Source organism: Streptomyces sp. ISL-98 (genome assembly GCF_018614055.1).
GTDB classification, from domain to species: Bacteria; Actinomycetota; Actinomycetes; order Streptomycetales; family Streptomycetaceae; genus Streptomyces; species Streptomyces spiramyceticus.
Window position 1 is genome coordinate 18,934 of the sequence record NZ_JAGGPB010000081.1, and the last position, 18,384, is coordinate 37,317.

Genomic DNA, 18,384 nt, shown 5'->3' on the forward strand with positions numbered 1-18,384 from the left:
GCCAGCTCATTCACTCGCTGCCTGTGTCAGGGAGCTATTCCAGAAATCGGCGTAACGGCCACCGCGGAGCAGCAGTTCATCGTGGCTGCCTTCCTCCACGATCCGGCCGCCGTCCAGAAAGACGATGCGATCGGCGCGTCGGACGGTCCGCATCCGATGCGCGACCATCACCACCGTCCGGCCCGCCATCAGGCGCTCGATGCCCTCGTGGACGGCCGCCTCATTCACCGGGTCCAGTGCGGAGGTCACCTCGTCCAACAGCACGATGGGCGCATTCTTCAGCAGCGCTCGCGCGATCGAGACACGCTGGCGCTCACCACCCGACAGCAGTGCGCCGCCCTCGCCGACATTCGTCGCCCATCCGCCGGGCAGTCGCTCGATCACCTCGTCCAACCGCGCCGCGGTGGCTGCCGCCCGGACCTCGGCCTCGTCGGCGTCGGGACGACCGAGACGCACGTTCTCCTCGATCGTGCCGTCGAAGAGATAGACGTCCTGGAAGACGATGGCGATCTGCGCCATCAGCACGTCGGTGTTGATGGCGCGCACGTCCACACGTCCCACGCGCACCGCGCCCGCGTCCACGTCGTAGAACCGCGCGAGCAATTGCAGCAAGGTGCTCTTGCCCGCACCCGACGGTCCGACAACGGCAAGCCGCTGTCCCTCTGGCACGGACAACGACGCGTCGTCGACCACCATGCGGTCGCCGTGCCGGAAGGTGACGGACTCGAACTCCAGGTCATGGCGTTCCGGCCGGATCGGTTCGCGAGGTTCCGGCAGCGGCTCGGTGCGCAAGACCGCGTCGAGTCTCGCCAGCTCGGAACGTGCGCCGCGGAGTTGGCCACCGATGTCCGACAGCGCCAGCAGCGGATCCGCGCAGCGGGCGGCCAGCACCAGGATTGCCAGAACCTCCGCCGCACCGATGTTCCCGCCGAGCGCGAGGTAGGCGCCCATGGCCAGCACAACGGTGAACATCGTCTGCACCGCGAGGGTCAAACCCACCACGCCGGGCAGCGCCGACAGCGTGGAACGGCGGGACGCGCGCTGGACTTCTTGCAATGAGTCGTCGAGCACCCGGAAGCGTTCGACGGTCCTGCCGCCGGCGCGCAGCACCGGCTGGGCCTGCAGATATTCGATGACTCGCCCGGTGGCCTCGTGGTCGCGTTCGTGGCGCTCCGCGTCGGTGGCGGCCATCGAGCGTCCCGTCCGGATCTGGATCGCCGCCACGATCGGTACGGCGGCCAACGCGGCCAGACCCATCTGCCAATTGAAGGCAAGCATCACGACAACGATCGTCAAAGGAGTCACACAGGCGGAGATGAACGGCGCCAGCAGATGCGCGATCACGCTCATCGCCTGGAGGACGCCGCGGCTGGCCAGGACGGACACCTCCCCGAGGCGGCCTGCGTTGTACCAGCCGATGGGCAGTCGGGCCAGATGATCGCCGAGACGGTGATACGTGCCGCGCAACAGCGTGGTCCCGGCCCGGAAACCGGACAGATCGCTGACGTAACGCAGTACCGCGTAGACCGCGACCGCGGCCCCGAACGCGATCAGCCAGGGCCGGGCGTCTTCGGGCGTGCTCCCGAACAGTGCCCGCAGCACTGGAACCAGCAGTGCGTAGGACAAACCCTCGACCACCGCGGTCGTCGTCATCAGGGCCACGGTGCGACGCACCGGCTGGGCGTACTCGTGGCCCAACACGCGCAGCAGCATTCGAATCATCGGGGCTCGCCTCCTTGCAGTACGCCACTGGGGGTTTCGGTCCGGTCGGCAATCGCCGATCGTTGGGATTGCCAGAACGCGGCGAACTTTCCGTTCTGTGCCAGCAGCTCGGCGGGCTTGCCGCACTCGACGATCGACCCGTTGTCCAGCATCACGACGGTGTCGGCGTCGGCGATCGTCTCCAGGCGATGGGCTATGACCAGGATCGTCCGGTCCCCCTCCAGCATCGCCAGTGCCCGGCGCACCGCCCGTTCGGTCTGCGGGTCGGCGAAGGCGGTCGCCTCGTCGAGCACGAGAACGGGCGCGTCGGCGAGCAGTGCGCGTGCGATCGAGATCCGCTGTGCCTCGCCACCCGACAGTCCGGCCTCTTCATTGATCACCGTTTCGTATCCGCGCGGCAGCTCGAGGATTCGATCGTGAATATTCGCCAGCCGGGCGGCGCGCACCACGTCGTCGAAGCCGGCATGCGGTACTGCCAGCGCGATATTGTCCGCGACCGACGCGCGCAGCAGCCGGACGTCCTGGAAGACGAAGGAGACCGTCCGGTAGAGCTCCCGGCTGCTGAGCTCGCGCAGGTCGACACCGCCAAGGGCGACCGAACCGTCGGTCGGATCGAAGAACCGCGGCAACAGCTGGACCAGCGTGGACTTTCCGCTTCCCGACGGCCCGACGATCGCGGTGACCGTCCCCGGCTCCAGCACCAGGTCGATCCCGCGCAGCACCTCGTGATCGGCTTCGTAGCCGAATCGAACGCCACGCAGTTCCACCCGGTGCCCCTGTGGTGCGACGGGGTGCGCAGGCTCCGGTAGCGACTGCACCTCGAGCACGTCCCGGATCCGGCCGACCGCGCGCCGGGCGGCCTGCATATCGTCGAAGCCGTGGCCGAGGGCCGCCACGGGGGCGGTCAGGCCCAGTCCGAGCAGCAGGAAGGGCAGCAGGTCGGCCGGGGCCATGCCACCAGTGGTGATCAGAGCCGTACCGCAGATCAGCACGACCAGCAGCACGAACGGCGGCGACAGCGCCACCTGCATCCCAGCGGCGATCCCGGAGAGACCGCGCACCATCCGGAAGAAGCTGCTGGTGAAATCGTCTACGGCCGTGAGGAATTTACGGTGGACGCGCTCACTTCCGCCGAACGCCTTGACCACCGAGATGCCCTGTACGAACTCGACGACCGAACTTGCGATCCGCCCCATGGCCGCATCGAACTCCTCCTGCTCGCGCAGCCGGGTCGGGGTCATCATCAGGGGAACCAGCGCCACTGCCAGCACCACCGGTACCAGCGTGATCAGTGTGAGCCGCCAGTCGATGGTGAACAGGTAGATCAGCGACGCCAGCGGAACCACGAATGCGGAGACGAGCTCGCCGGGGGTGTGGGCGATGAACGGGTGCACGGCACTGACGTCCTCCCCCACCACCTTTGCCAGCTCGCCGGTCCGGCGCCGGGAGAACCAGCCGATCGGTACGCGCCCCAGCTGCGCGGCCAGTTGCCGGCGAAACGTCAGTTGCACCTGGCCGTCGAGAATGTGTCCGATTCCGGATGACGCGGCTGTGAAAAGCAGTCGGACCAACATGCCGGCCACACCCGCGATCACGACGATCCGGATATGACCGTGATCGATCGGGCCGGGCGCCAGCAGAGTGCGCCCCAGTTCGACGACCGCAAGGAGCGGCGCCAGACCCGCGACGGCGCCGATCACCTGCAGGATCGCAACGGCCGCGAAACTCCGGTAATAAGGGCGCAGCAGCCCTGCCAGGTTCTGTCCCGGCGCGAGCTCGGCAGCCGGTGTGGGCTGCTCCCTCGCGTGGGCAAGGTCGGTGGTGGTCATCGCTCTCCCGTATTCGTCAGTCTTGTCGTGACCGGGCACATGGCTTGTCGTGACCGGACACGTGAGCTGTGACCGTGGCCGGTCTGGCCGGCCACGGTCACGACGACCTCATTCGGCCAGGGCGCGGCGCAGGGTGGCGCCGAGTTCGACGTTCTGCCGCTGCGAGACATCGGCGGACAGGATCGCCTGCGATCCGTGAAAGGTGCCGGGCCACTGGTGGAGCTCGACCGACACGCCCGCCTGCATCAGGCGCAGCGCGTATTCGATGCCCTCGTCGCGGTTCGGACAGAACTCCGCGGTGGCGATGTAGGCCGGTGGCAGGCCGGACAGATCGGCGGCCCGTGCGGGAGCGGCGTACGGTGTGGCGGGCTGGGAGCCCAGGTAGTGCCGCCACGCTGCGGTGGCCTTGTCGCGATTGAACCAGGGCGTATCGGTGAAGTTCCGCGCCGACCACGCCTCCTGCCGGTCGTCGAGTCCCGGCTGGTTGAGCAGTTGGAACCGGATCGACGGCCCCTGCTCGTCACGCGCCCGCAACGCCACCGCGGCCGCGATGCTCGCGCCGGCACTGTGGCCTCCGACCGCGATCCGCGCCGGGTCGATGCCGAGTTCGTCCGCGTGCTCGGCCGTCCAGGTCAGTACGGCGTAGGCGTCGCCCAGGGCGGCCGGGAACCGGTGCTCGGGCGCCAGGCGGTAGCCCACCGAGATCACCACCGCCCCGGAGAGGTCCGCGATCCGGGCGGCCCAAGGATGCTCGGTGTCCAGGTCACCGAAGACTCCGCCGCCGCCGTGCAGCCAAACGATGGCGCCTTGTGCCTGGTGCGGGCGATAGACCCGCACCGCCACGTCCGGATCGGCGGACACCGTGCGGTCCTCGACCTTCATGTTCGAGGTGTCCGGTGCCGGCGCCGCAGCGGCACGCTCGGCGAAGTTCTTGCGCGCGGTGACCGGGTCATTCATGTCGACGTGCGGGAGAAACGGTATGAATGCTTCGAGTTCGGGATCCATGACGACCATCCTCACGGTCGTCACCCAGGGGGTCATCCGCCATCCGTCGCGCATCCCGCCCCGATCACGCACCACTCGGCGCACCCCTGTCCTTCTATCCTTCTGCCATGGAAGCACTGGCCGTTCGGCTGTCGGGACTGGATCCGTACGTCGACGGCGTGATTCGCGTCGTCGCGTTCTACGACACGCTGATGCGCCGGCGGGTGGATCTCCCGGCGCTCGCCCGGGCCTCGGCAGGCCTGGCCGAGTGCGTGGCCGGGATTCAACTCCACGGCACGGGGCGGGCGATCCGCGTCTCGCCCGACGGCAGGCACGCGTCCACCCCGCCGACACCCCCGTCCACCACCGCGCCGATCACACTCGACGAGGAGGAGATCGGCACAGTGTGGCTGGAACGCCCCGGCCCGCCGAACCAGCTCGACGAAGCACTGCTCGACCGGCTCGCCATCGCCGCCGCGGCCATCGCCGAGCGATACGGCCCGGCCCGCACCACCATGGCCGACCCCGCCCTCGTCGAACTGGCCATCAGCACCGACAGCGACGAGGCGTCCAGAGCACGGGCGCTACGACTCCTGGGCTTCGCCGCCGACCTACCGGTCCACGTCATCGCCGTACGCTCGCAGCTCCCGCTCGACCAAATCGGCAGCCTGGTCTGCCCGACCCGCCCGGTGAAGGCGGCACCGCTCGCCGACGTCGGCGTCGTCCTGGCCACCACCATCGACCAGACCCGCTTTCCAGCAGGCGTACGCGCAGGCATCGGCGCCGCCGCAAGCCCCGACCAATCCTGGCAGCAAGCCCGCACCGCCCTCCGCTTCACCACCCCACGCCAACCCCTCATCCCCTACGACGACTTGGGCGCGCTCGCGCTCCTGGCCGAGATACCCCAGGACGCCGCGCGAGACAACGCCGACGTGGCAGCAATCGCCCGAATCGCCGACAACCCAGAAGATCTGCAAACTCTGGACGCCTACTGCGCCACCGGCTCCCTACGCCAAGCCGCCGACCTCCTCCACCTGCACCACAGCAGCATCGCCCGCCGACTCGAACACCTCGCAAAGAGCCTGGGCATCGACCTCACCGCCCCCACCGGACTGACACGGACCAGGCTCGCCCTCACCACATGGCGGCTACTCAACGACTCAGGACAGAACCGTGGTTGACGCTGAGCTTGATCATCGCTCCGTAGCATCGGACATCAGGCGCAAGGTAGCGGCCGAGGCCGGGTGAAGGTGGCTATGCCTTCCCTGCTACTGCGGCCTGTTCGTCGTGCTCGCGCGGCATCCGCATCACGGTCGCCTGGGATGGGTGATGGCCTGAATCTTGCCAGTGGTGATGATCAGGCGCTTGGCGATGTCGCGCAGTGACTGCAAAGGGGAGACCGGGGAGAAACCTGGGATGCCCGGATCAGTACAAGTCAGCGATACCCGTTGGTTTTTCGGCCCGTATCACTGGGACCCCAGACGCCCCCCGGACAGCGATGCCCCGGCCTGATGACCCCGATCGGATGATCACGGCCGACGGGTGGCGCGGCACGACCCTGCTACGACCCGGTTGGCTGGCATTCACCGGCGCGGCCGGCGCCACCGACCCGCACGCCCACGCCGCCGTGCAGGTCCTGATCGTCACCGACGGCGTAGTGGAGCTGACCGACCCCCACCAAGTGCGCCGCCCGGTCCAGGCCGCGATCATCCCCACCCGCGTCCGGCACGCCCTGCACGCCGGCCCGGGCGCGCGAGCCACCATGCTCTACCTCGACCCCGCCAGCGGCGCGGGCCGCCGTCTGACCGCCCACCTGACCGGCCCGCACTAGGACCGCCTCGAACAATGGGCGGCGGCCGCCCGCGCCCTGCTCCCACCCGCCGGCCTCCGCGCGGCCGACCCGCCCGGCGATCCGGCGCGAGACCCGGCCGCGCTGGTGCGTGGCTGGAGCACTCCCGCTCGCGGTGGGCACCCAGCGCTGCAACACGCCCTGCAGGCGCTGCCGCAGCTGCTGCACGGCCCGGTACGGCTCACCGACCTGGCCGACGCGGCCGGGATCTCGGCCAGCCGCCTGGGCCACCTGTTCGCCGCCGAGCTCGCCTTGCCGTTCCCCGCCTACCTGCGCTGGGCCCGGCTACGCCGCGCCATCGAACTGGCAGCGGGCGGTGCCGGCCTCACTCGGGCCGCACACGCCGCCGGCTTCGCCGACAGCTCCCACCTGACCCGCGTCACCCGGGAGATGTTCGGCCTGGCCCCCTCACACCTGCTCGCCGCCCTGCCCTCCGCCAGGCCCTGAGCGCAACCGGGCACTGCACCCGGCAAGGTCAGCGGATCCGTCCAAGACTGCCCGCCCCATCTTCGCCAGCCTGGACGGCATGCATCGCACCTCGATCCGTTACGGCTACGTGCCGTTCATGCTCCTCGGCGTCAACGGCGCCGGCATCGCCCTGGCCGCCGCCGGCGCCTCCAAGCTCTGGCTGCTCGGCCTGCTGCTCCTGGCCATCGGCTGCTCGTTCGCCGCCGAACGCCTGCTGCCCTATGAGGAAGTCTGGAACACCCCGCTGTCCAGGGACGGTCGACGCGACGTCGCGCACGCCTTCGTCAACGAAAGCCTGCTACTCATCAGCGTGGCCGCCATCCCGCTGCTGGCCCCTCTGGTCACCGTGGCCGACCTGTGGCCCCACTCCTGGCCATTCGCCGTACAGGTGCTGGCCGCCGTACTCATCGCGGATCTGGGGATCACCCTGGTCCACTACGCCAGCCACAAGATCGGCGCGCTGTGGCGCTTCCACGCCGTCCACCACTCCGTCAAACGCTTCTACGGCCTCAACGGGCTGATGAAACACCCCCTGCACCAAACCCTGGAGATGGGTGCCGGGGTCACCCCGCTGCTGTTGATCGGTCTGCCCGTCGACGTGGCCTCCGCGCTCGCCCTGGCCGTGGCCGTGCAGCTGCTGCTGCAGCACTCCAACGCCGACTACCGCATCGGAGCGCTCAAGCACGTACTGGCCCTGAACGAAGGCCATCGCTTCCACCACCTCAAATGGGCCGGCATCGGGGATGGCAACTTCGGCCTGTTCACCCTCATCTGGGACCACCTGCTCGGCACCTTCTCCTACGACCCCACCCGCCGCTTTTCCTCCGACCAACTCGGCATGGCCGCCAAACCGAACTACCCCACCGCCTACCTGGACCAGCTGGCCGAACCCTTCCGCACCTCGGGCGCCTGCAACTCCGAGCCGCCCCAGCCTGAGCCCGACCTCGGTTGATCTGCCTGCCGATGCCGCTCAAGGGACTCGCAGTAGCGTCCAGAGAAAGGCGGCGATGAGCGCGGTACGGACGTCGTCGGCGAGCCACAGCAGGGCTCCGGTATGGGTGCCTCTACCTCACCGGTGCTCTCCGAGCGGCGCGGATTCGGCCTGCCCACTGCGCAACTACCCGACCTGGGGCCGGTATTGCCCGGGAATTACTGTTCACCTTGTGGACTTAAATATACGAACACGCCGCAGGGGTCGGCTCGGAGCGGCACTGGTCGCACTGTCCTCCCTGGCGGCCATCATGACGGGCACTCAGCAGGCCGCCGCCGCCCCGGACGGCGGAACTTTCGCGAAGGTGGACGCGTCCGATTTCGTCCTGCATCCACGTGAGATACCGGGAGTCGACCCCGGACCGAACGGGGACCAGACGGCCAGGTCGGTGATCGAGAGCGCGGAGGCGACGAGAGCCGTCTCCAAGGCCTCACCGCTGAGCGTCGCCCAGTCACGGCAGCACACCGGCCGGAGCCTGTGCCACACGACCGGTATCAACGGCGCCCTCAAGTACAACGGGTTCTGCTGGGACGAGACGGACGACAACACCAGCGCTTATAAGAACGGCTGGCATCCGCAGGGCATGACGGCCTCGCACGAGGCCTACGAGAGCGGCACGGCGGACGGCCACCACCTGTACATGCAGGCCTGGTACTACGGCGTGAACAAGGATGACCGGGACAAGAAGGCCCGCGTCTCCATCCTCGAGTCCACCGGCAAGGACTGGAGCTACGGGCACGTGCTGCTCGTCAAGCCCAAGGGCAGCCGGGACAAGCCCGACTTCACGGCGGTCGACCAGGTTCACGCCGACGGCATGGTGTGGTACGGAAACAGGCTGTTCGTGGCCAACGGCGGCGAGCTGCAGATCTACGACCTGAACCACCTGTGGAAGATGAAGTCCGTCTCCGAGCGCGTGGGAATCGAGAACGGTGTCTCGTCGGCCGGCCATCATCAGTGGGCCCTGCCCATGGTCGCCCGCTACACAACGCGCACCAAGGCCCAGGAAGACGCGTCCGAGAACAAGAGCCCCCGGTTCTGCGGCGACCCCGACGACCGCTACCTCATCGGCTGCCTGAGCTCCCTGAGCCTGGACCGCAGCAGTGGGAGCCTGGTGTCCGGGGAGTACCGGAGCAACTCCGATCAACTGCAATACGAGAATCCGCCGAAGGCCATCGACAAGCGCCCGGCGCGCGTGATCACCTGGCCCCTCAAGTACATCGGCGAAGGAGGCACGTCGCCGGTCAGGGCCACATCCGCCCATGTCGCCCCGGTCCGCCAGCTCCAGGGCGTGGCCACCGACGGCGACTACTTCTACCTGTCCGCCGAGTGCCCGGTCGACGACATGGGAGACGCCAGGCCCGGAGACACCAGCAGCTACTCCTGCATCTGGCAGGCCAAGCCGGGCGACCGGACATCGGTGCTGACCCGCACACCACCGCTCACCCAGGACCTGAACTACGCGCCCAAGTCGGGCCGTCTGTGGGGCAGTAACGAACAGACCGGCAAACGCGTCGTCTTCTCGCTGCAGCCCCGGCGGCTCGACAGCGCCGTCTACCTCAGCAATGACTACAGCGCGCTCTGCGCCGGTGCGGGCAACAAGATCACCAACGGTTCGAAGGTCATCCAGTGGGGATGCACCAACGCCCAGGACGAGCGCTGGGTGTTCGAGGACACCACCGACTCCAACGGCAAACCCGCCTACGTCCTGCAGAACGCGTACTCGGGCAAGTGCATGGGCCCCGCGTCGAGCCTCGCCAACGGCGCGGGCATGATCCAGTACACGTGCAACGGCGCGGTCGACCAGAAGTGGTGGTACGACCCCGGCACGCATGAACTGCGCAACGTCTACTCCGGCAAGTGCCTCGGCCTCGGCTCCAACGCGACCAAGGGATCCCAGCTGATCCAGTGGACCTGCAACGGCGCAGCGGACGAGAAATGGTCCAAGACGGCGCGCTGAACCAAGCAGCCGACCGACGTCGGAGGCACCAGGGCCACCGGCCCTGGTGCCTCCACGGGCTAGGCAGTTCTTCCAGATCGTGTCCCGGTGAACCCGGGGGCGAGGTCGACCTCCTTCGGGTTGGCCTTGAGCCATCGCCCCTCCGCCCGACGGGCGCGCGCCACCTCAGCCGCGCGGCGTCGAAGGGCAGCCCTGCGGGCAGCCGACTGTCCGGTGACGGAAGCCACCGTCTCAAGGCCGACGTGCTCGTTGCCGAAGAAGCGGTAGCGGACCAGGTCGATGCTGCATCGATGCTCGCGCACAGCATGGACGTCGTATCGAGTGAAGTCGCCAGCCACGCGGCGCGACCTCCGACTCGCTGAGGCGCAAAACATGGTGGGAGACGGCACGGGGATGTGTCGCACAGCTCCTGTGGTTTGTGGCACAGCCCAAGGGCAGGCGCGGTCATGTGCCGTCTGGGATGCTTCCGTTCGGCAAGCGACGGCGGAACGAGGAAGCCGGTGAGATTCCGGCACGGTACCGCCACTGTGTAGGGGGAGCGACTCCGCCGCAGCCACCGCCCCGTCGGGGTGGGAAGGCCGGAGAAGCGTCGATCCCGAGTCAGGAGACTCACGCCGTCGCACCTCGCCATACCGGGGCGGATTTCCCCGAGAGAGGACGGTGGCACTCGTGTGCCCACGTGCTTGTGTGAAGTCTCCGCTCCTGGCTGCCCGTAGAGGACGGACGCGACGGCTTGTCGCTCCGGCCCTGTCGTCGGAGCGCTGAAGGGCCTCCCGACGCTCGGCGTCCCATTCCCGTAATGCCTGTGCGACCGCAGCCTCTCGGTCGTTCCTTTCCCGCGCACCCGGATGACCGGTGCGCTTCGACGCATGCCAGGAGCTCTTGTGTCCGTACGACCAGTCCCGCCTCTTCGACGCCCCGCCGCCGCAGCGGCGCTGATCGTCGCCCTGAGTGTCACGCTCGCCGCGTGCGCCGACGGCGACTCTGCCCGGCCCGCGGGTTCCCGGGCCTCCGGGTCCGCAGGTGACAGCTGCATCTCCGACTTCGATCCGGCCAAGGACTACTTCCTCGTCAAGTCCACGGTGGAGCACGCGAAGAACTTCACCCTGCGGTACGAGAAGAGCTATCAGGTCCTCACGGTCAAGGAGCCGTACCCCAAGGGCAAGCCCGAGTCGTACGTCCTGGTCAAGTGCGGGGCCCCCAAGCCCAAGCTCACCGGCGACCTGGCCAAGGCCCAGCAGATCACCACCCGGTCAAGAGCCTGTACTCCGCCTCGACCACGCACCTACCGCTGCTGACTGAGACCGGCACGCTCGATGTCCTCACCGGAGTGGCGAGCGGTGCGCTCGTCAGCTCGGCCGAGGTCCGTGACCGGGTGAAGTCGGGCAAGGTCGCCGAGTACGCCAAGGACAACACCCTCAACGCCGAGAAGGTCATCGGCGCCAAGCCCGACGTCCTGATGACCCAGGGCACCGACGACCCGCAGTACCCGAAGCTCCGTCAGGCGGGCATCGCAGTCGTCGCCAACGCCGAGTGGCTGGAGCCCAGCCCGCTCGGCCGCGCCGAGTGGGTCAAGGCCATGGCCGCACTCACCGGCGCCGAGAAGCGCGCAGGCGAGGTGTTCGACACCGTCAAGAGCGACTACGGCAAGGTCGCCGCCAAGGCAGCCAAGACCGTCTCGGCGGGCAAGCCCGTCAAGGTGCTGCCCGGGACGATGTACCAGGGCACCTGGAGCATGGCCTCCGGCGGCAGCTACGTCGGGAAGCTGCTCAAGGACGCGGGCGGCACCTACCCCTGGGCGGGCGACAAGGGAACCGGCAACCTCCAGCTGAACTTCGAGGCCGTCTACGCCAAGGGCGGTGACGCGCCCACCTGGCTGGTGGGTGAGCAGTGGAAGTCGACCGCGGACGCGGTCAAGGCCGACCGCCGCTACGGCAAGTTGAACGCTGTGACCGCAGGCAAGGTCTGGACGAACACCAAGGCCCTGGGCCCCGGCGGCGGTAACGACTTCTACGAGCGCGGCGTACTACGTCCGGACCTCGTCCTCGCCGACCTGTTCGCGATCCTTCACCCCGACCAGGCACCCGGCCACACCTTCACCTTCTATGCCAAGGTGCCCCGCGCGTGACCACGCAGACAGCCATGACGCCTGCCCCGGCCCCGGCAAACCCGGTGCCGGGGGGCCGGCGCCTCGTCGTGGTCGGCGCGCTGGCCACTGGCACGGCAGTCCTCTTCGTGCTCACGATCGCCGTCGGCTCCTATCAAGTGCCGATCGTGGATGTGATGCGCGTCTTGTTCGGTGACGCGGGTGCCGATCCCCGATGGACCGTGATCGTCGAAGAGGTGCGGCTGCCGCGTGCCCTGACCGCCACTGCCGTGGGCGCTGCCCTCGCCGTGGCCGGCGTGCAGATGCAAACGCTGTTCCGCAACGCACTGGCCGACCCCTTCTCGCTCGGGGTGAGTTCGGGAGCGAGCATGGGTGTCGCGGCTGTGGTGGTGAGCACGGGCGGCGTGGCCGGGAGCTTCACCGGTGACCTGGCGGGGCTGGGACGCATCGGTGTGGTCCTCGCCGCGTCCCTCGGCGCCGGGTGTGTGCTGGCGCTGGTGCTGCTGCTGTCGCGCTGGGTCCGCTCGGCGGTTACCCTGCTGGTCATCGGCGTGATGATCGGCTCGGCGGCGACGGCCGTGGTCAGCGTCGTGCTGGTGTACGCCCGGCCCGAGCGCGCCCAGCAGTTCGTGATGTGGGGGCTGGGCAGTTTCAGCGCCACCACCTGGCCCGACCTCGCGGTGATGCTGCCGGTGATCGGCGCCGGGCTGGCGGCGGCCCTGCTGACCACCAAGCGCCTCAACGCGCTGCTGCTCGGCGAGGACTACGCCCGCACCATGGGCCTGAACGTCCGCAGAAGCCGCGACCTCGCCCTGCTCGGCACCTCCCTGCTGGCCGGGGCCGCCACCGCATTCTGCGGCCCGGTCGCCTTCCTCGGCCTGGCCGTACCGCATCTGACCCGTGTCGCTCTGGGGACCTCCGACCACCGGGTGCTCGTGCCCGCGTCCATGCTCGCCGGGGCCTTCCTCGCCCTGGCCTGCGCGCTGCTCAGCCAGCCACCGGGCATGGACGCCGTACTGCCGCTGAACGCGATCACCTCGCTGTTCGGCGCCCCCGTCGTCATCACGTTCCTGGTCCGCAGCCGACGCGGCCTGCAAGGGGTGACCTCATGACGGACGTGACAGTAGTGACCAGCCCTGGGCCGGACATGTCCTCGCGGCCGACACCCGGCTCCGGCGGTCTCAGCACCGACGGTCTCACCGTCGGCTACCGGACCCGCGCCGCCTTCGGACGCGGCACCCGACGCGCGGTCCTGGAGGGCCTGAACCTGGAGGCCCGCGCCGGTGAACTGACCGTACTGCTCGGCCCCAACGGCGCCGGCAAGTCCACCCTGCTGCGCACCCTGTGCGGACTTCTGCCACCGCTCGCCGGTGGCGTACGCATCGGCGGCCGGCCCATCGCCGAAGAGTCCCCCGCGGCGCTCGCCAGGAGACTGGCGGTCGTGCTCACCGACCGCGTCGACGCGGGGCTTCTTTCGGCACGGGAGTTGGTGGCCCTGGGCCGCCATCCCCACACCGGGTTCACCGGGCGCCTGACACCGGCCGACCACAACGCCGTCCAATGGGCTCTGAAGGCGGTGGCCGCCGCTCATCTCGCCCACCGGCCGGCCGTCGAACTGTCCGACGGCGAACGCCAGCGGGTCCTCACCGCTCGGGCGCTCGCCCAGGAGCCCGACGTCATCCTGCTCGACGAGCCGACCGCATTCCTGGACGTGCCCTCGCGGGTGGCGCTCACCGTGCTGCTGCGCGATCTGGCCCGTGACAAGGGCCTCACCGTTGTGGTCAGTACGCACGACCTGGAACTGGCTCTGCGTGTCGCCGATACCGTCTGGCTGGTCGACCGCTCTTCCCACGTGCACACCGGAGCCCCCGAAGACCTGATCAGCGCGGGAGCCGTGGCCGCGGCCTTCGACGCCGACCATCTGGCCTTCGACCCGCTCTCAGGCAGCTTCGGGCTGCGCCGGGCAGCCCGCGCCACGGTGGCCTTGGATGCACCGTCGGGCCTGCGGCCACTACTGGAACGCGCCCTCGCACGCGAGGGACTGGACGTCCGGCACGCCACGACAAGCCACGCTGCCCAAGTCAGCGCCGACGATGACGGCAACCTCACCCTGCGCCGCGCGGACACCGTCGTACGCACCCGGTCCTTCCACGAGCTGACCCGAACGGTACGCACATGGTGAACACCACAACCAGCACTTTGGAGCAGGTAACGGCCATCGGCCCGTACTTCGCCGTGAGGTGCGGTCAGCAGCCGGACGCCGACGGGTTCCGGCCGCTGACCGAGTTGTACGCCGATGCGGCCGCGCTGAAGGGATACGTACAGTCCGTGGGGCGGCGGCTGGGCACCGACCAGGTACGCGTGGCCGCCTCCACCCTCCATCTCGGTACGGCCTCGCGACTCTGGTCGATCGCGCTCGCCTCCGCCGCACTGACCGGACGCGTCCCTGATCTGCGCCCTGAGCACTTGTGGTGGCGCCCGGCCCCCTCCGGCCCTGTCGAGCTGTGGCTCCCCGCACCGCGCGAGCTGCCCCTGGACACAGCCGCCGCTCTGCACGACACCGTCGCCATACAGAACCTGCGTCCGCTCGCCGACGCCGTCCATCGCGTGTGCGGTGTGTCCCCGCAGGTCCTGCGCGGCAATGCCGCCTCGGCACTCGTCGGCGCCCTGCGTGTCCTCCGCGCCCGCGCGTCGCATGCCCCACATCCGGTTGTCCCCCTCGGCCGCGACCTCCTCGGCCGCGAACCGCTCACCGGCGCCGGCGCCTTCGACGCCGGTACGAATGGATCCATCACCTTCCGCCGCCGCAGCTGTTGTCTCTACTACCGCGTCCCCGGCGCAGGCACCTGCGGCGACTGCGTCCTGAAGCCCAAGGAGAGAACCGAATGACCACCACAGAACCGGTCGTCGTCGAGACCCCGAGCGGAGGGACCCAGCACGTCTGGGCGCTGCCGGCAGACGAGACCACCCTCCTCGACCTCATCACCACCGTCTTCACCGACTACTGGCAGCAGATCAACTTCGGCCCCATCATCGAAGGCGCCGCATGGGAGGTCGGCGCCCCGTGCGCCCCGACCGCCATCACCATGAACGACGGCTACGTCACCGTCGACTTCGGCGCCTGGCACTTCCACCTCTGCATCGGCGAGCACACCGCCTCCGGCCCCAAGCTCGGCCGCATCCGCCGCTGCTCCCGCGCCGAGCTCTACCGCAGCATCGGCTCCGACGGCGCCCCCGTCAGCTGGGGGCTGCGCCTCTTCAACGGCCGCGACGAACAGATGATGACCGTCCTGCTGCCCAACCCATTCCTCACCGACCAGCAAGGTATCCGGGACACCCCCGACTTCGAGCGCCTTGCCGCCTGGGACGCTTTGCGTGCCCGCTTCCTCTCCCTGCCCGCCGACCCGCTCGACCGCACGGGGAAGGGATTCGCGCACAGCGCCTGATAACGAGGAGGGCAGCAGCAAGGGATCACGCGACACAGCGGACGCGCAGTGACCTCAGTTCCTCAACTCGCCATATCGGGAGATCACCCGTCCCGTCGTCGATTACGTCCGCCACATCGGCGGGAGGGCCGCGATGTGGACGGCGCCCTCATCCCTGAGTACGTCGTCGGCCACTGGGTGAACCGCGCACCCGGCGTTGCGTAAAGCCGGCCTGAGCAGCCCGAAGCGGCGCCCCTCTCATATCTGTTGACAGATCGTCAGTACAAAGATTACCCACAGCCCCCTTCCATTGCCATGTGAAGTATGAAATTTTACACGTCACACTTTCCGTGGGCATGACAGTCATGGGAATGTCCGACTCCCGCTGTCTCCACGGTTCGCGGACCCCCCACAGCCGCGCCCGCGCGCGGCTGCCGACCGGCCTGGAGGCCACTGTCATGCGCAGTTCCCCCACAACGAGAGACTTCGCTCGCTTACTGATAGCCACCCTGATCGTCTGTCTTGGACTCGCCCTGCTCACCCCCACCGGGCAGGCCACCGCGGCCGGGACCAAGGGCCCCGAGCCGAGGTCGGGCCCTGCCCCGCAGCCCGCCACCCCCACCTCGGACGCCGCCGAGCTCGCCCCCGACGCGGCGCGTGCGACCAGCCAGACCGCGGACGAGGCGCAGCGCCCCCCGCTGCGCAGCACCAAGGATGCCGTCCGGCGCACACGTACCCACGACGTACCAAAGTCCGCGGCGGGCTGCGACGTAAGCGACTTCGTTTCGAAGACCGGCAGTGCCCTGGTCCAGCAGATCAAGGGCTCGGAAACCTCCTGCATCAACACGCTGTTCGGGGTGACCGGCACGAACGCCAAGGATCTCTTCCGTGAGGAACAGATGGTCACGGTGGCGAACGCACTGCGCGACACAGCCGCCAACTACCCTGGCAACAACAGCACTTCGGCCGCCCAGGTGGTGCTCTACCTGCGTGCCGGGTACTACGTGCAGTGGAATCAGCCGGAGACCGTCGGCGACTACGGCCCGGCGCTGAAGAGCGCCATCCAGGGCGGCCTGGACGCCTTCTACGCCTCGCCCCGCGCCTTCGACGTCAACGAGGGCAACGGAGCCGTCCTGTCCGAGGCGGTCATCCTGGTTGACAGTGCCGGGGAGAACGCCCGGTTCCTCAACATGGTGAAGCGTCTGCTGACCGACTACGACTCCTCGTACGACGGTTCCTGGTCGATGGTCGCGGCGGTCAACAACACGTACACCATCCTGTTCCGCGGCCACCAGCTGCCGGAGTTCGTGTCCGCCGTGCAGGCCGACCCGGGCATCCTCACCGTGCTGCGCGACTTCGCCGTCGCCCACGACGACCTGCTCGGCACCGACAAGGCCTACCTGACCAGCAACGCCGGGCGTGAACTGGGACGCTTCCTCAAGCACTCGGCGCTCCAGGCCACCGTCAGCCCGCTGGTCAAGGAGCTGCTCGGCCGCAGCGCCATCACCGGCCGCACCGCCCCGCTCTGGGTGGGCCTGGCCGAGATGACAGACGAGTTCGACAAGGCCAACTGCTCCTCCTACGGCACCTGCGACCTGCAGAATCGGGTGCGCGACGCCGTACTGAAGATCAAGCACACCTGCGGTCCGAGCCTGCGGATCGTCGCACAGCAGATGAGCGACGCCGAACTGTCGGGCGCCTGCGACAGCCTCCTCAAGCAGGACGCCTACTTCCACGGCATCGCCAAGGACAACGGGCCGGTCAAGGACGACAACAACACCACCCTCGAAGTGGTCGCCTTCGACTCCAGCACCGACTACAAGACCTATGCCGGCGTCGTGTTCGGCATCTCCACCGACAACGGCGGAATGTACCTGGAGGGCGACCCTGCCAAGGCCGGGAACCTGCCGCGCTTCATCGCCCACGAGGCGGAGTGGCTGCGCCCCGACTTCCAGATCTGGAACCTCAACCACGAGTACACCCACTACCTCGACGGCCGCTTCGACATGTACGGCGACTTCGAAGCGGGGATGACCACCCCGACCGTGATGTGGGTGGAGGGCTTTGCCGAGTACATCTCCTACTCGTACCGCAACGTCACCTACGACAAGGCGATCGCCGAGGCGGGCAAGAACACCTACAAGCTCAGCCAGCTCTTCGACACCACCTACGACAACTCCGACACCACCCGGATCTACCAGTGGGGCTACCTGGCCGTCCGCTACCTGATCCAGTCCCATCCGCAAGACGTGACCACCCTGCTCGGCCACTACCGCACCGGCGACTGGAACGCCGCCCGCACACTGCTCACCAGCACCATCGGCACCAATTACGACGCCGACTTCGCGAGCTGGCTGAGCAAGTGCGCCGCCGGCGACTGCGGCTCGGTCACGACCGAGCACTGACGCAGGCGCTCCCGGTACCCCATTCGCGAACAGCGGACTAGGGCTTGTCCGACGATTCGAGCCACGGATCCGTCGGACAAGCCCTAGCGGGTTCCGCCCCGGAGGGGGCGGGGCAGCTGCGCCACTACCGGTACATCAGCCGCCGCAGCACCACCTCCACCGGGCCCCGCCACCCCCGGCGCTCAAGCGCGTACGCCCCGGCCACTGTCACCAGCCACACCCCCACCGCGAACAGGGCCATCGTGACGCTGGTCAGATGGGCGCCGAGGCCTAGGGCCCAGGCCGCGAGCAGCGGGGCGAAGAGCAGCGAGTGCGGCGCAGCAGCGGCAGGTTGCGGCTGACCGTCATGCGTCGACGCTAGGGAGACAGCCGGCAGTTGAGCGTCCGTCTTCCGTCTATGAGTGGGTGACCTCCGTCTAGGAGTGCGCGGCCTTCCGTCTAGAGAGTGTCCGTCGAGTCATGGGCGGAGCCAGAGGCGTACGGCGGCGACGGTGCCGTGGAAGACATACGCCCCGCTAATGGATCCTGCTGGAAGCCACCGGGATCGTTTGGGCCGTAGCAACCGCGCTCGTCGTATATCGGTCCCCGGCATACGAAACCACCTGGCAGCGCCCGTCAGAACGCGCCTGAGACCGATTCAGGCTTCT

At 68.7% G+C, this 18,384-nt stretch carries 16 protein-coding genes, 1 pseudogene and 1 riboswitch; of the genes and pseudogenes, 12 read left to right on the plus strand and 5 right to left on the minus strand.

The features are described from left to right. Positions 1–6: 6 nt before the first annotated feature. The 3 genes from J7I98_RS37230 to J7I98_RS37240 all read right to left on the minus strand — a co-directional run bounded on the left by J7I98_RS37230 (position 7) and on the right by J7I98_RS37240 (position 4,556). A complete protein-coding gene (locus J7I98_RS37230; RefSeq protein WP_214929504.1) occupies positions 7–1,722 on the minus strand; it encodes an ABC transporter ATP-binding protein in 1,716 nt (571 codons plus the stop codon). After that, the gene (locus J7I98_RS37235) at positions 1,719–3,551 is read right to left on the minus strand and encodes an ABC transporter ATP-binding protein (protein WP_214929505.1); all 1,833 of its coding nucleotides are present in this window, start codon (positions 3,549–3,551) and stop codon (positions 1,719–1,721) included. Before J7I98_RS37235 ends, J7I98_RS37230 begins: the two co-directional genes overlap by 4 nt. A 108-nt stretch (positions 3,552–3,659) precedes the next feature. After that, positions 3,660–4,556 (minus strand): alpha/beta hydrolase, encoded by an 897-nt coding sequence (locus J7I98_RS37240; RefSeq protein WP_214929537.1) that lies wholly within the window; start codon positions 4,554–4,556, stop codon positions 3,660–3,662. Between the two features lie 107 nt (positions 4,557–4,663). Here J7I98_RS37240 and J7I98_RS37245 point away from each other — a divergent pair, with 107 nt between their 5' ends. The 5 genes from J7I98_RS37245 to J7I98_RS37265 all read left to right on the plus strand — a co-directional run bounded on the left by J7I98_RS37245 (position 4,664) and on the right by J7I98_RS37265 (position 9,800). After that, positions 4,664–5,716, plus strand: a complete 1,053-nt coding sequence (locus J7I98_RS37245; protein WP_214929506.1) for a CdaR family transcriptional regulator — start codon at positions 4,664–4,666, stop codon at positions 5,714–5,716. Between the two features lie 344 nt (positions 5,717–6,060). Continuing rightward, positions 6,061–6,366 carry a hypothetical protein gene (locus J7I98_RS37250; RefSeq protein WP_214929507.1) on the plus strand — a complete coding sequence of 102 codons (306 nt, stop codon included), beginning with the start codon at positions 6,061–6,063 and terminating at the stop codon, positions 6,364–6,366. A gap of 105 nt (positions 6,367–6,471) precedes the next feature. Beyond that, a complete protein-coding gene (locus tag J7I98_RS41815) occupies positions 6,472–6,831 on the plus strand; it encodes a helix-turn-helix transcriptional regulator (RefSeq protein ID WP_214929508.1) in 360 nt (119 codons plus the stop codon). Between the two features lie 79 nt (positions 6,832–6,910). Then, positions 6,911–7,804, plus strand: a complete 894-nt coding sequence (locus tag J7I98_RS37260; protein ID WP_214929509.1) for a sterol desaturase family protein — start codon at positions 6,911–6,913, stop codon at positions 7,802–7,804. A gap of 289 nt (positions 7,805–8,093) precedes the next feature. Next, complete coding sequence (locus J7I98_RS37265; RefSeq protein ID WP_214929510.1) at positions 8,094–9,800, plus strand: RICIN domain-containing protein; 1,707 nt, start codon at positions 8,094–8,096, stop codon at positions 9,798–9,800. Between the two features lie 59 nt (positions 9,801–9,859). Here J7I98_RS37265 and J7I98_RS41820 read toward each other — a convergent pair whose 3' ends face one another. After that, a complete protein-coding gene (locus J7I98_RS41820) occupies positions 9,860–10,138 on the minus strand; it encodes a hypothetical protein (protein WP_374225214.1) in 279 nt (92 codons plus the stop codon). A gap of 106 nt (positions 10,139–10,244) precedes the next feature. Beyond that, positions 10,245–10,434, plus strand: a riboswitch (cobalamin riboswitch). A gap of 250 nt (positions 10,435–10,684) precedes the next feature. On the opposite strand from J7I98_RS41820, the gene J7I98_RS41825 reads away from it, so the two are divergent. From J7I98_RS41825 to J7I98_RS37300, 7 genes are all read left to right on the plus strand, one after another. Continuing rightward, the gene (locus J7I98_RS41825; protein WP_251021748.1) at positions 10,685–11,098 is read left to right on the plus strand and encodes a hypothetical protein; all 414 of its coding nucleotides are present in this window, start codon (positions 10,685–10,687) and stop codon (positions 11,096–11,098) included. 32 nt (positions 11,099–11,130) lie between these two features. Continuing rightward, positions 11,131–11,928, plus strand: a complete 798-nt coding sequence (locus J7I98_RS37275) for an ABC transporter substrate-binding protein (RefSeq protein ID WP_308378067.1) — start codon at positions 11,131–11,133, stop codon at positions 11,926–11,928. Continuing rightward, a complete protein-coding gene (locus J7I98_RS37280) occupies positions 11,925–13,019 on the plus strand; it encodes an iron ABC transporter permease (protein ID WP_308378068.1) in 1,095 nt (364 codons plus the stop codon). The genes J7I98_RS37275 and J7I98_RS37280 overlap by 4 nt, the downstream gene beginning before the upstream one ends. After that, positions 13,016–14,089, plus strand: coding sequence for an ABC transporter ATP-binding protein (locus J7I98_RS37285; protein WP_251021749.1), 1,074 nt, complete (start codon positions 13,016–13,018; stop codon positions 14,087–14,089). The genes J7I98_RS37280 and J7I98_RS37285 overlap by 4 nt, the downstream gene beginning before the upstream one ends. Beyond that, positions 14,083–14,796 carry a (2Fe-2S)-binding protein gene (locus J7I98_RS37290; RefSeq protein WP_214929511.1) on the plus strand — a complete coding sequence of 238 codons (714 nt, stop codon included), beginning with the start codon at positions 14,083–14,085 and terminating at the stop codon, positions 14,794–14,796. The genes J7I98_RS37285 and J7I98_RS37290 overlap by 7 nt, the downstream gene beginning before the upstream one ends. Further along, entirely contained in the window at positions 14,793–15,353 is a 561-nt protein-coding gene (locus J7I98_RS37295; protein ID WP_214929512.1) for a hypothetical protein, read from the plus strand. Before J7I98_RS37290 ends, J7I98_RS37295 begins: the two co-directional genes overlap by 4 nt. 437 nt (positions 15,354–15,790) lie before the next feature. Further along, the gene (locus tag J7I98_RS37300) at positions 15,791–17,737 is read left to right on the plus strand and encodes a collagenase (protein ID WP_214929513.1); all 1,947 of its coding nucleotides are present in this window, start codon (positions 15,791–15,793) and stop codon (positions 17,735–17,737) included. Positions 17,738–17,861: 124 nt separating this feature from the next. Here the strand turns inward: J7I98_RS37300 and J7I98_RS37305 are convergent. Further along, a pseudogene (locus J7I98_RS37305) lies at positions 17,862–18,053 on the minus strand (DUF418 domain-containing protein); the annotation flags it as partial. Positions 18,054–18,384: the final 331 nt, after the last annotated feature.